This window comes from Streptomyces sp. YS415, from assembly GCF_023544665.1.
Classification (GTDB): Bacteria; Actinomycetota; Actinomycetes; order Streptomycetales; family Streptomycetaceae; genus Streptomyces.
In genome coordinates this window covers 260,558-273,955 of sequence record NZ_JAMJFL010000006.1, presented here as the reverse complement: position 1 = coordinate 273,955, position 13,398 = coordinate 260,558, and the positions used below count along the sequence as shown (strand labels likewise).

General features: G+C 72.7%; 8 protein-coding genes. 6 read left to right on the top strand and 2 right to left on the bottom strand.

The window, feature by feature from the left end; all coding sequences use genetic code 11:
* Positions 1-102: 102 nt before the first annotated feature.
* The 6 genes from M8H82_RS10560 (at position 103) to M8H82_RS10535 (ending at position 11,577) form a co-directional block, all read left to right on the top strand.
* The gene (locus M8H82_RS10560; protein ID WP_250072481.1) at positions 103-3,717 is read left to right on the top strand and encodes a tubulin-like doman-containing protein; all 3,615 of its coding nucleotides are present in this window, start codon (positions 103-105) and stop codon (positions 3,715-3,717) included.
* The gene (locus tag M8H82_RS10555) at positions 3,714-6,275 is read left to right on the top strand and encodes a hypothetical protein (RefSeq protein ID WP_250072478.1); all 2,562 of its coding nucleotides are present in this window, start codon (positions 3,714-3,716) and stop codon (positions 6,273-6,275) included. Before M8H82_RS10560 ends, M8H82_RS10555 begins: the two co-directional genes overlap by 4 nt.
* The gene (locus tag M8H82_RS10550) at positions 6,269-7,342 is read left to right on the top strand and encodes a hypothetical protein (protein ID WP_250072477.1); all 1,074 of its coding nucleotides are present in this window, start codon (positions 6,269-6,271) and stop codon (positions 7,340-7,342) included. Before M8H82_RS10555 ends, M8H82_RS10550 begins: the two co-directional genes overlap by 7 nt.
* The gene (locus tag M8H82_RS10545; RefSeq protein ID WP_250072475.1) at positions 7,342-8,439 is read left to right on the top strand and encodes a hypothetical protein; all 1,098 of its coding nucleotides are present in this window, start codon (positions 7,342-7,344) and stop codon (positions 8,437-8,439) included. The genes M8H82_RS10550 and M8H82_RS10545 overlap by 1 nt, the downstream gene beginning before the upstream one ends.
* A 6-nt stretch (positions 8,440-8,445) precedes the next feature.
* Complete coding sequence (locus tag M8H82_RS10540; protein ID WP_250072474.1) at positions 8,446-11,109, top strand: hypothetical protein; 2,664 nt, start codon at positions 8,446-8,448, stop codon at positions 11,107-11,109.
* 144 nt (positions 11,110-11,253) lie between these two features.
* On the top strand, positions 11,254-11,577 hold the full coding sequence (locus M8H82_RS10535; RefSeq protein WP_250072472.1) for an alpha-amylase: 324 nt from the start codon (positions 11,254-11,256) through the stop codon (positions 11,575-11,577).
* An 83-nt stretch (positions 11,578-11,660) separates the two neighbouring features.
* Here the strand turns inward: M8H82_RS10535 and M8H82_RS10530 are convergent, their stop codons facing one another.
* Positions 11,661-12,848: a zinc-dependent alcohol dehydrogenase gene (locus M8H82_RS10530; protein WP_250072470.1), complete on the bottom strand. Its 1,188-nt coding sequence runs from the start codon at positions 12,846-12,848 to the stop codon at positions 11,661-11,663.
* Positions 12,845-13,309, bottom strand: a complete 465-nt coding sequence (locus M8H82_RS10525) for a hypothetical protein (RefSeq protein ID WP_250072467.1) — start codon at positions 13,307-13,309, stop codon at positions 12,845-12,847. The genes M8H82_RS10530 and M8H82_RS10525 overlap by 4 nt, the downstream gene beginning before the upstream one ends.
* Between the last annotated feature and the right edge of the window lie 89 nt (positions 13,310-13,398).

Here is a 13,398-nt window from a genome sequence, read left to right as displayed (position 1 = left end):
CAGCGCGACTCCGGCCCGCCGCACCTCACCCGTGCCGCGGTGGCCGGTGTCGACCACCACGGACCGGGCCCGCAGTCGGCCCGGCTGGCGGAAGGCCACACCATGAGAATCAACCAGCCGATGCTCTTCGTCGGCCTGGGCGGCACCGGAGGGCTGGTCGGCGCCGAGCTGGAACGGCGGCTTCGGGCTCAGCTGTGCGGGCCGGACGGCACCGCCCTCAACCGCGTCGGCATCACCCAGCGCTACCAACTGCCCGAATGCCTGCAGTTCGTCTACGCCGACTACAGCGAGGCCGAGCTCGCGCGGCTGCCGCACATGAGCGTGGAACCCTCGCTGCAGGCGGCGTACCGGCGCACGGCACGCGCCACCCACGACCTGCTGCCCGGCTACGACAGTTCCCCCAGCGTCACCCGGGAACTGCGGGCGGCCCTGCCGCGCGAGACCCACGACTGGCTTCCGCCGCGCCGCGCCGAACCCAAGATCACCCCCCTGCGCAACGGCGCCGGCGCACTGCCCACGGTCGGGCGCGCCGCCCTCTTCGGCACCCTGCTGCGCGACGATCTGGCCCCTGTCATGGGGCCGTTGCAGCAGGCCATCGACATCATCGGACGCTCCGGCGGTGAGCTGAGCCGGCTCGGCGGCGGACCCATCACCGGATGCGACGTCTTCGTCGCCTTCTCGGTGGCGGGCGGCACCGGTACCGGGATCTTCCTCGACTACCTGCATTTCATCGGGCAGGCGTTCAAGGAGAAGAACTTCTCCGGCGTCCGCATCTACCCGCTCGTCGTGATGCCCTCGGCCTTCCCCCTGGCCAAGGGCGGCGGCCGGGACGCCGAACTCAACGCGGCCCGGGCCGTGGTGGATCTCTTCCGGCTGGTCGACGAACAGAACGTGCCGACCGCCGACGACGTCATCGGTGACGTCGACCATGCCTCGACCACCACGATCCACTACCCCAACGACCGGATCATCCGTCTCGACGCCGGGGTGATGCCGACCGCGTTCCTCTTCAGCAGGACGGCGGGCATCCGCCAGGACGATCTGCGCCGGTCCATGGTGTCCCTGATCATGTCGCTCATCGGCGCGGAACTCGGCGACGCCCCGCACCGCGACGACGAGCACCAGACCTTCGCCTCCAGCTTCATCAACAGCGACGCCAAGCGCCGTATCCGCGCCAAGTCGGGGATCGGGCACCGGGGGGTGTCCACCGCACTGGTCGCATCCATGACCGTTCCGCTCGAACCCCTGGCCGACCTGGTCTCCGCGCGGCTGCTCGCCCAGGGGGTCGGCCGACTGGCCGACAGCTCCGCCCAGCCCAGTCACGAGTACGCCGGCACCGTGCGCCGGATGTTCGCCGACGCCGGCCTGGAGGAGCTGTGGAACCGCGAGTCGCTGCCGCTGCCCGAGCCACGCTCGGTGCCCCGCGGCGGCGCCGCCATCGAGAGGGAACTGCGCACCCGCATCACCGACATGCAGACGCTGCTGGAGGACCTGCGGCGCCGGGCGGCGCGCCGTGCCCCCGTCCTCGCCGAGCAGTTCTCCCCGCAGACCGCCCTGGAACGGGCCCTGCGCACCATGGACCCCTTCCAGGTCGAACGCATCGTCAGAGGCGTTCCGGGCGACTCGGACCCGGTCACCCGCAACGGAGTCCTCGGCATGCTGGAGAACCGCAGCCGCGAACCCGCCGGGGACCGCGTCATGCAGCCCCCGGCCGTGCCGCGGATCAAGGACGGTCTCGCCGGGCGCCTGACCCCGCGTCAGTGGGGCGACGCCGAGGTGGTGCGCGCCCGGGAGGCGCAGGACCAGTGGTACGCCATGCGCGCCAAGGTGATCTGGCACGAGGCGTGGCGCAAGGAGGAGCAGCGCTGGCGCCCGAGGGCCTCGGCCCTGGTCGCCGAGATCACACAGCTGGTCGAGACCTTCCACAAACACAAGGAGGAGGAACCCCGCTCGTACAAGGAGCAGTTGCTGGAGCTGTACGACGAGCGCACCGGCGTCTCCTACCTGCTGCCGCCGCAGAACAGCCTCACCGACTTCTACGACGACGTGCGGGAGCGGCTGACCAAGCGGGAGAACCTCCGGGACACCGACGACGAGGCCGGTCTGGTGCACTCCATGGTCGCGGGCGACCAGTGGCAGGCGGCCCGCCTCCTCGGGCGCCGAAACGCCGAGGCGGCGATCGCCCCGGTGAAGGCGGCGATCGAGCAGCGCGTGAAGGAACTCTTCGCCGAGAGCGGCATCCGGCACGACGAACGTCCGCTGCTGCCGTCGATGGGGATGCTGCTGGAGGCGGCCGCGGGCGTCGGCAGCGCCGCCGACCAGGTCGGCAAGAGGGCGCTGGAGGACTTCCGGTCCAAGATCGCCGGGCTCATCCCGCACGGGTTCGTGCCCGAAGGGGGCGGCCCGCTGAAGGTGCTCGTCGTGTACCCCGTCTCCCAGGCGAAGGACACCGTCGAGGAGTTCCTCCACAAGTACCTCTCGCTGCCCCGCGGCACCATCGAGTTCAACGGCGTGGAGACGGACTCCATCACGGTCGTCCTGTTCCGCCGGGAGATGAGCCTCACCGAGGTGCCCGAGGTGCGCAAGGTGCTGTCGCGCTGGGCCAGGGCCAAGGAGGCCGAGGAGGCGGCGGACTACCTGGACTGGCGCCAGCGCCTCGGCTACGGCGGCGAGTGGCTGGCCAGCACCCCGGAGGACCGCAGGGAGATCCTGCACCGTCTGCTGTGCGCCCTGTGGAAGGGCCAGGTGGAGGTGGTCGAGGGCGACGCGGACAACCCCCGCAAGGTGCTCGTCCGCCTGCACGAGGGCGGGGGCGACCACCTGCCCGGCATCGAGCTGCGGCTCGGTGACTCCTCCCGGCACGGCATCTCCGGCTGGGCACGGCTGCTGCACGCCTACGAGCAGGTCGCGCTGCTCGACGAGGGCGAGATCGTGGAGACGTACTGCAAGGCGCTGATGGAGGGCGGCTACGGGGCCATGACCACCTCCGGTACGGCGCCCCACCCGCTGTACGTGCACGTGGTGGAGAGCCTGGCGCAGCGTCAGGTGGACTTCATCCGGGACCGGATGGCGCGATCCAGCGGCCCCTCGACGGAGTGGGCGACGTCGCTGCTGGAGTTCTGGACCGAACTGCTGCCGGCCGCGCTGGACACGCCGTTCACCGACAAGCACGCACTGGCACCTACCCTGCGCACGCTGCGCGAGGTGTTGCTGGACATGGACGCCGAGGCCGAGGAGCAGCGGCGCCGCGGAACACCGCCGTCAGGCACGGGAGGCGGCGGGCAGCCTCCGCACCAGCCGGACGTGACCGTGCCCGCGCAGCACCCGTTCGGAGCGGCCGGCAGCGGCAGCCGCGGGCCCCGGCGGGACACCTCCCCCGAGGAGGAACCCGCGCCGTCCTGGTCCGGTGCCGAGCCCCCCGAACCGCTCGGCGCCCGCAACGGTGCCGCCTTCCCCTGGGACCTCCGGGACAACGGCAACAGCCCGCGCCCGCACAGGGCCGGCGCGAACGGCGCTGCGCAGGACGCGGAATCCGCCGAGCTGCCCCTGCCGCCCTTCGCCCCGGCCTACGGCACGGACGGCGCGGGACCGGACGGCTGGCCCGGTGATGAACCGGACGCCCCGTGGCGCGGTCCGGGACTCGTCGGGGACCGCCCGGTCGACGACACCCCCTACTCCACGGGCGAGACCGGCGACACCTGGAAGGACGTGGAGTGAACCGCCCAGTGCACACCATCGCCGGGGACGGCTCCCCCACCGGTCCGCTGATCGTCCTCGACCTGCGGACGGGCGCGGCGGAGCTGACCGGCCACGAAGGGCTGCGCGCCACCGTGAACGGGCAGTTGCGCGACGCCGGCCGGCCCGAGCCCGCGAGCGGGCACTACCGCTTCCTCCTCATCGACACCCCCGACGGCCTCACATCGCACCAGAGCGTGTACGAGCAGGCCATCGGCTACGGCAGGAAGTCCTCGGTCCTCGCCCTGGCGGTCGGCGCACTGCCCGCCCCCCAGCAACCCGACGCACCTCCGCCGCTCGACGCCTGGGATCCGCTGGCGGTGCTCGGGGACGGACCCGCGCCCACCCCGTCCACCGGGCTCGGGCCGCAGCTGACCCGGCCCGCCGCGCTGCGGCACCGAGACTGCGGACTGCTGTGGGTGGGGGATCTGCGCGCCGCCCGGATCGCCGGCGATCCCGAGGTCACCGCCGACGACCCGGCCGCCCTCGCCGTGCTCGTCGATGTGCTGGGCGGACTCTTCGACACGGTCCTGGCAGCCCTGTCCGGGCTCGACGACTCCGTCGCCGTACCCGCGGTCCGTTTCCTGGAGCACGACCTGTCGCCGACGGCGCGTGCCCGGGCCTGGGCCGAGGCACTGCAGCGCCTGGCGGGCTCCGTCGACCCCACGGATGGACCGGCGCGTCCTGAGCTGCCCGGCCCCGTGGCCACGCTGCTGTCCGGTCCCGGCGGCGAGGCCGACCGTCCACGCCGCCTGCCAGGTGGCAGGCTCGACGCCTCCCACCGCCGGTGCGCCGAGGCGATCGCGGCGCTGCGCGCGGCACACACCCGGCTGCGCGGTCCGGGCGGGCTGCTGGAGGCGGGCCCGGGACGCAGGGCGGCGGCAGCCGTGGAGGACACCGCGGCAGCCCTGCGGCACCACCGCGGACTGGTCCTCGAGGCGCTCCAGCACGACACGCCACTGGGCACGGGCACCGGGCCCCGGGCGGGCGGCGGCCCCGCGGGACCCGAGGTGGTGATGCCCGAGTACGCCGGGAGCCGCGAGGAGCTGCGCGGCTCGCTGCGCGCCCGCGCCGAGAGCCTGCTGGAGCACGGCGTCGCCCTTCGGGACCTGTCGGCGCGTCTGGTGGCGCTGTCGGAGCAGGTCGCTCCGGCGTCCGGTGCCGAGGTGCTGACCGAGGTCGAACAGCGGGTGCCGCCGGAGCGCCTCGACCGCGTGTCACCCCGGCGCCCCTTCACGGTCCGGGCCTCCTTCTCCCGCACCGCGCCGCCGGCCTTCGGCGCCGGTCTGCTCTCCGCCCTCGCCCCCTGGCCCGGCACGCTGGGCGCGCTGGTGGTACTGCTGGCCGCCGTCGGAGGATGCCTGCGCCTGGGATTGCACCGCCCCGGCGGCCTGGGCGGCAACCCGCTGCCCGCCGCCCTGGTGGTGCTCACCGCGCTGCTTCCGGGCACCGCGGCCGGTGTGCTGCTGGCCTCGGCGCAGCCGCTGCCTGCCTGGGCCCCGCCGGCCGGCCTCGGCCTCGGCCTCATGCTGGCCTGGATCCTCGTGGTGCGCTGCTGGCGCGTGGCGGTCGACGACTGGTGGCGCCGGACCGGTGCCGCGGAGGCCACCGGCCTGCTCGGGGAACTGGACCGACTGCTCGCCGACGGCGCGTGGCGGCGCTGGTGGGCGGCGGAGCACCGCATCTACACGGCCGACCTGGCGCGCACCACCGCCGGTGCCCTGCGGGCCGCGGCCGAGACCGCCGAGCACTTCGCCGAACAGGCGGGCGCGCCACGCATCCGGCCCGAGATGGACGACGGCTGGCAGGAGGCGCTCACGGCCGACACGCCGGACCCGGTCGACGGCGGCTGGAGCACCGGGGAGGACACGGACCCGGTCGCCGGACCGCGCTGGCTGGGACGGGAGGCCGGGGACGGAGGCCCCGCCCTGGTGGACACCCTGCGCGGCGACCTCGGCGCGGCCGTCCTCGCCGCCCTGGCGCCGCACTGGTCGGGCACGCACCGCGGGCAGGGTGCGGCCGCCCAGTCCGAGACGGTGGACGCCGGACTGCGCCGCATCTTCACGGCCGCACGCCGGCACCTGGACCGCCACGGTGTCATCGCGCCGCCACCATTCGCCCGGCGCGTCGAGCGGTCCGAGGACACCGAGGCCCTGCTCGGCATCGCCCCCCGCCGCCCCATGGACGACCTCGACGACGCGCAAGGGCTGGAGCCGGTCGAGCTCGTCACCGCCGAGCAGTCGGCGCTCCTGAGGAAGGACCCGGCCCTCATCCGGCAGATCCGGTTCGCGCCGCACACGGCGACCGCGCGCCCGGAAACGGGCCAGGGGCCGCACGAAGGGCAGGGCCCCACCACGCTCGCCACCTTCCCAGGGCGCTACAGCGGCACCCTCCGGCTGACGCCACTGCGGCACGGAGTCATCAAGAGCGTCCGCCAGTACGCCGACACCTGGGACGACCATGCGGACAGCCACGCATTTCACACGGAAGGCGCAGGCGGCGGGCCGCGGCGCCGGGAGGACGACGGCACATCATGGTGACCCACCACAGCACAGGACAGCCAGGGCTCGGTGACCTCGACGGCGCACCGGTCCGGCTGACCTTCATCAGCCCACAGGGCACCCGCCAGACCGTCCTCTCCCGCCTGGGCGCGGAGCGGCGCAGGACGACCCCTCCCCCACTCACGGCGCACGACGTCCTGCTCGGCGGCAGCGTCCGCGCGGTGCGGCTCAGTGGCGCCGCCGACGGCGCCGACGGGGAGGGCCCGCGAAAACTGGAGGCCGAGATCCGCGCCGCGCTGTGCCTCCACCGGGCCTTCCACGGCAGCCCGTACCAGAGCCTGTTCCCCTCGCTCGTGGGCTACGACATGGACGCCGAGGAGCCGTTCGTGCTCTACCAGGCGCCGCGGGGCGAGGCCGCGGTCCAGCTGGGATACGGCATCTCCACCACCGAACAGCGCACCATCGAACGCGACCTCGTCCTGGCCGTCCGGCTGTTGGAGGGCCTCGGGCTGGTCCACCGAGGCCTGGTCCCCGCGGCGGTGCGCTGGGACGGCAAGCGGGCGCAAGTCTGGGACCTCGGTGCGGTGGCCCGGATCGGATCACGGCGCGTGCCCCTCGGCGTGCCGCCCTACGCCGCACCCGAGCAGCGCCACGGAGTGGGCCGCGCCGACGCACGCGACGCCCTGTGGAGCGTGGCCCAGATCGTCTACCAGCTGGCGACCGGACAGCAAGGGAACCCGGAGGGGCCGCCCCGGGACCTGGCCGCCTACCGGTCACTGGAGCGCCCTCTCGGTGACGCCTTCGCACCCGTGGCCGAGGACCGCCCCGCACCCGCCGAGGTGCTCGCCCTGCTGATGCCCGGGCCCGACCCGGCCGCGCTGGTCGAGGCCAGGCCCGATCCGCTGGAACCCCACCGGCAGGACTACGACCGGGCGATGGAACGCAAACGCCGGGACGCGGGGCTGGGCCCTTACGGATACGGGCACGGCGTCGAAACGCCCGCCGCGGGCGCATCCCGCACGTCCGTGCCACCCCAGGAGACCCGTGGCAGAAGACGAGCCTGGTTCGGCGGACACGCCGGCGGCCGTGACGCGAGGGGACAGTGATGACACAGTCGACCGCACCGCTGGAGCCGGGACAGATCCTGTGCCCCTACTGCCTGGAGACCGTGCGCTACGACGAGGCACGGCTGTTCCGACGCTCGGAGACCCTCCAGTACGAACGGCTGGATCCCTCCGAGCTGACCAACCCCCTGAAGCGGCCGGACATCCTGCGCACCGCCTTCCAGAGCTGCGCGGGGGACGGCACGTCCGATCCGCACTTCGTTCCCGTGCCGTACCTGACGAACGGCCGGCCGCTGACCGTGGCGATGATCGGCGCTTCGGGCAGCGGAAAGAGCCATCTGCTCACCCAGATGGTGGCCGCGGTCATCGACGGTGGTCTCAAGCCGTACGGGGTGAACTGGCAGTCCGTGAACCCCGCGGACCACTCCCAGTTCGTCCGCGAGCGGGTGGCCCGGCTGAGGCAGGGCCGGCAGTTGGAGGCCACGGGACAGACGTCGTTCGCGGAGTTCGTCGAGGCGCTGCTGCTGACGGGCGCGGACGGCCAGGTGCGGCCGGTGGCCTTCTTCGACCTGGGCGGGGAGGACCTGCTGCGCACGGACAGCCTGCTGCGCTTCCTGCTCGGGGTGGACGCCCTCATCTTCGTGGTGGACCCGCTGCTGGCGCTGCGCATGCCCCAGCTCGACGAGCCCCGCAGACAGGCCCAGCTCACCGTCACGGGCAACGACCCCGCGTTCGAGACGGTGCTGGACCGGCTGCCGCACAGCGGCGGCTACCTCAACGTCGCCTCCGCCCTGGTGGTGGGCAAGGCGGACCTGCTGCGATTCGAGCCGCCGGTTGACCGCTGGCTGACGGACGACGCGTCGAACACCACGTTCGACCCGCGTCTGCTGCAGGAGGAGAGCCGGGACGCCTACGCGTTCCTGCGCCGGCACGCCGCCCCCGGCTGGCTGCGGCCCTTCGACAGCGCCCTGCGCTGCACGCTGCACTTCGCCTCGGCGACCGGTGGCAGCGCCCAGGACAGCCGGTTCCCGCACGGGGTGCGCTCCCGGCGGGTCCTGGGCCCGCTCGTGTCCGTCCTCGCCATGTGCGGCATGCTCACGAAGGACGCCAAGGCGTCCTCCGCGGCAGCGAGGGGCTGATCGGCGGTGGCGGACACCTCTGCGGAATCCCTCGACCAGTTGCTGTTCCGCTGGGAGGGCAATCAGAACCAGTACGTGACGGGGATCGCCGCCGCGGTGTACTCGTGCGGCGACCAGCGCGCCGAGGAGCTGAGGACCCTGCTGGCCCCGCTGTTGCGGGTGGAGGGCGCGGGCAGCAGGCGCGCCAGCCTGGTGCGGCACCTGGTGCCGGGCACAGGTGAGGCGGTACTGATCCACCGTCGGCCGGTGCTGGACGCGCGAGGCCGGGAGAGCACTGTCTCCCACGCTCTGGTAGGCACCCCCGAGGTGCTGACGGCACACGAGTCGATCAGCCTGGCCGCGTCCCAGTGGGAGTGGACCGGTGTCCCCGACGACGCCACGGGACGAATCGATCCCCTCCCGGTCGGCGTCGTCCGGCAGCTGACCGACGAGGCGCTGCCTCGGTACGTCCGCAGTGTGCCGCTCATCGCGCACCAGCTCGAAGTGGCCGTGGCACAGCTGTTGAGGACACCGCAACATCGCCTGACCTTCCGGCGCCGTGACATCTGCGACCCGGACAACCACAGTTACGCGCCGCTGCTGATCTGGGGACTGTGCTCGATGCTCGGCCCGTGGCTGGGCGACGCGGCGTTCACGTTCGCGACCCTGGACACGCAGGAGCACGCGGGTCTGCGGCTGGTGTGTGTGCCGGAGTGGCCCCGGTCGGCCGTGGGAGGCTCGGCGGCGCAGCGGATCACCTTCTCCGACACGGTCCAGGATCAGGCCCGCGCGGTCGCAGCCGAACTGGTCGGCCTGTTCATCACCGACCCGGCGCGTCCCGAGCACCTGACCAAGGTGCTGGCGGCGTGTTCCGCTCCGTACACCCGCAGCCTGCGGGACCGGCTGGACGCGCTGGAACGTGCGCTGCGAGGCGACCTGTCCGGGGATCGCGCCATGACCGGAAAGCTGCGGCCGGGCGTCGACCTGCTGAAGTCGGCTGCCGGGTTCGGCGACGGCGGTTCCCGTGGGCCGATCCGGCCTGGCGGGCACGGCACACTCCGGGGTGCAGACCAGTCGTCGGGCCCGGCGGCCGTGCCCGAGGCCCCTGTGCCGGAGCCCGCCGAACGCACCGGTTCCGGGCAACATGCCGATCTGACGTCGACGGCGTCGGCGGCCGATGTCCAGGAGGGCGAGCAGGGGCACGCTCCTCACGAGAAACCCTTGCCGGTGGGCGGCACGCCGACGCCTTCAACGACCGGGGCAGGGACCGAGGCTCCCGCGTCCGCCGCGCCGCGGGCCCACAGCCCTCACGCTTCGGCACCGAGGTCAGACTATTGGCTGGAGCAGCACGCCCCGGCCGGTCCGGCTGCGGGGCCGGTGACTGCGGCCGATGCGCCTCATGGCCAGGCCGCCCCCGCCGACTCCGGAACGGCTCAGCCCGCGGGCGACCTGCCCCAGTCGCCCGACCCCTCGGCGGACTGGCTCGCGGCTTGGCCTCCCTCCGTCCCGAGGATCCCCTCCGAAGGAGAACCGCCTCTCGGCCCCTCCCCTCACCGGAAACCGGAGGGAATCCCGATCACTGGCACCGGGCACATGAGCCACGCCGCAGGGGGCGGCCGTACGCAATCGGCCGACCCGCACGGCGATGTCCCGTTCGGAGCGCCGAAGGAACCGGCACCCGGTCGGGCCGCGCCCACCGGAAGCTCCTTCACCGACAGCAGTGCCGCGTCCGACGCGTCTGCCCCACCCCCCTCCGCCCCCAGGGGCTCGGCGGACCGTACGCCCGATCCCTTCGCCCCGCTGCTCGATCTCTCCGGACCGCGCGCTTCCCTGCCGCCGCGACCGCGGTCCGCGCAGGGGAACACTGGCCCGGGCGAACCGCCGACCCGAGTACGAGCAGACGAACCGGGACCTCAACTGCCTGTCAGGGCAAGGAGGTTGCGCCGACTGGGCAAGTGGGTGTCACCGCAGTGGTACCAGCAGCGGCCGCACGGGGACGCCGGTTTGCTCTTGGAGTGGCTGACGAGGCCGTCCGACAGTTCGGCGCCGGCCACGTCGCAAGTGATCGCGGACACCTTGCGCAGGCTGCCCGACCGGGACCTCTGCGACACCCTCGACCATCCCGGGCTGAAGCCCGAGCACGCTGTCCGGCTCCTGAACGCGCTGGAGGAGCGCACTATGTGGCGCACTCTCCCGGAGGCCCTCGATCTCGCAGCGATCCTGCTCGGCCGACGGATGTATCTGCATCACGGCTGGCGAACCGCGCTCGCCTCCCAGGGCGACGTCAAGCACGGCGGAACGGCCGGAGCGGTGCGGATGTTCCGTTGGGCCGTGCGGCCGCACGCGCGGGAAGCCCGTCTCAGCGGGGGCCTGTCGTCCCTGGTCCTCGCGTGCAGGGCGGAATCGGGCGCCGAGCAGCGTCAGTTCTGGCAGCAGGCCGCGTTCCACCCCGGCGCTCCCCCACCGGACCTGGCACCGACGGTCTGGCGCGAGTTGGCCCGGCTCGGCCCGTGGGAGGAGGAGACCCCGCGAGGGGACGAGCCGCCCGCCGCGGCCGGAACGGCATCGCGCCGACGGAAGCGGGCCGCACGGGCCGTCCACCGGACGCCGCGCGACGACACCCGCAAGGTGCTCGTCCTCGTAGTAGCGGTACTGGCGGTCTTCACCCTGCTCTTCTGGTGGGTGTCGTGACGCAAGCTATATCTGCAGGATGTGCAAGAGGTTTCAACCGTTGAAACTTTACCTGACCTGCCCCTTCAAAGATCTATATAGTCTTGGCTGAAAACCCTTGCAGAAACTTGCATGCATGTCCGACGATCCCCAAGAATCCGGCGCATGAATCATCACGTTGCACGCACACTGCGCCCACTCACCCTCACCACCCTGGCCACGGCGGGTCTGTTCATGTCCCTGTGCACCGCCCCGTCCGCCGGCGCGGTCACCGGATCGCCGGCCCCGGAGTGCGTGGAGTACTTCCAGAGCTGGCGCTACACCGACGTCCACAACGGCTGCGGCGACACCGTCGCCGTCACGGTCGAGTACACGAACGGCCAGTGGGCCCCCTGCCGCGTCATAGCGCCCGGCGGCTGGGCAACCTTCTCCGGCTACGGAACGAACGGCAATTACGTCACGGCACTGCGGACGTGTGACCCCGCCTGAGCCTCGGAGCGACCTTCCGGACGCGAGCGCCGAGCGTCACCGGGCCAGACGCTCGGTGGCCCGGTGAGTTCCCAGCCGAATGATCAGGCGGCGTCCTGGTGGTCGGGGCGGATGACGGCCCGTACGCAGCCGTCTGACTTGTGCTTGAACATGTCGTACGCCGTGGGCGCCTGGTCCAGGGACAGGGTGTGGGTCGCCAGGTGGGCCGTATCGATCTCCCCCGCGGCAAGCCGGTCGAGCAGCATGGGGATGTAGCGCTGGCCGTGCATCTGGGCGGCGCGCACGGTGAGCCCCTTGTTGATCACTGCGCCGAGCGGGAACTTGTCCACGGCACCCGCGAAGACGCCCAGGATGAAGACGGTGCCGGCCTTGCGGCAGGCGTGGATGGCCTGGCGTACCGCGGTCGGCCGGTCGGTCTGCAGGCGGAGTTGCTGCTTGGCCTGGTCGTACAGGTGCATCGGGCCGTCGCTGTGGGCCTCCATGCCGACGGCCTCGATGCACACGTCAGGACCGCGCCCGCCGGTGCGTTCGCGCAGTTCCGCGGCGACGTCGGTGCCTGTGTAGTCGATGGTCTCCGCACCGACGTAGCGTTCGGTCATGGCCAGTCGCTCGGGGATGCGGTCGATGGAGATGACCCGTTCGGCGCCTTTGAGGATGGCCGCCCGGGCGGCCATCTGCCCGACCGCACCACAGCCCCAGACGGCGACGACGTCACCGGGTTTCACCCCGGCCAGGTCAGCGCCCATCCACCCGGTGGGCACGGAGTCGGAGACGAACAGGGCACTGGTGTCGTCGACGCCCTCGGGCACCTTGAAGGCGCCGTAGTCGGCGAACGGGACGCGAACGTACTCGGCGTGGCTGCCGCGCAGGCCGCCCATGGCGTGCGAGTAGCCGAAGATGCCGGCGGTCTCGTAGCCGAAGAGGGCCTGGCCGATACCGGGGTTGGTGTTGGTGTTGTCGCACAGGGACCACAGGTCGTTGGCGCAGTACCAGCAGCGCCCGCAGCCGACGAAGGAGCAGACCACGACCCGGTCGCCGACCTTGTGCTTGCGCACGGCGGGGCCGGTCTCCACGACCTCGCCGATGAACTCGTGTCCGATCACGTCGCCGGCGCGCATCGCGGGGATGTAGCCGCCGATGAGGTGCAGGTCGGAGCCGCAGGTGGTGCCCGCGATCAGCCGCACGATGATGTCCTGGTCGTTGTGCAGTTCCGGATCGGGGACCTGCTCGACGGACAGCTTGTTCACGCCTTCCCAGCACAGCGCCTTCACAGCACTCCCTCCCCACCGGAGCGACGGGTGAACACCTCGATCAGCTTGCCGCCCGGCGTGGGACGGGTCGTCGGCGGCGCGTCCGGCCGCAGCACCTCACCCGCCTCGAGCAGCGCCTTGGCGTCCCGCAGCGCGCGCCGCAGTTCCTGACGCGGGTCCTGCCCGGCCAGGCGCGCGGGCGCGGCGGTGGACACGGCGGGCACCGGCTCCTTGAACCGTGCGGCGAGTTCCGTGCCGCGGTCGCCCGGTGCCGGTCGGATCTCTATGTCGATCCGCTCCGCCAGTTCGTCCAGCGGTGTCGGCGGCTTGCCTTCCGATCCCACCTCCGCGGGCGTCCGGTTGATCGTCACGGTGAGCCAGCGATCGTGCGCCTGCCCGTCGGTCCGGTGCGAAGGCTGGGACCGCCGCGCGGCCGCCGCCCCGGCGGCCACGACCGGAACCGCCCACCACAGTTTGTTCATCGAATGCCCTCCGTTTCGGTGTCCGGCGGCCCCCGTCCGGCGCCGGGTTTCCGGGGCCCAGCGAACGAAACGGGTGACGGTGGCGAGGT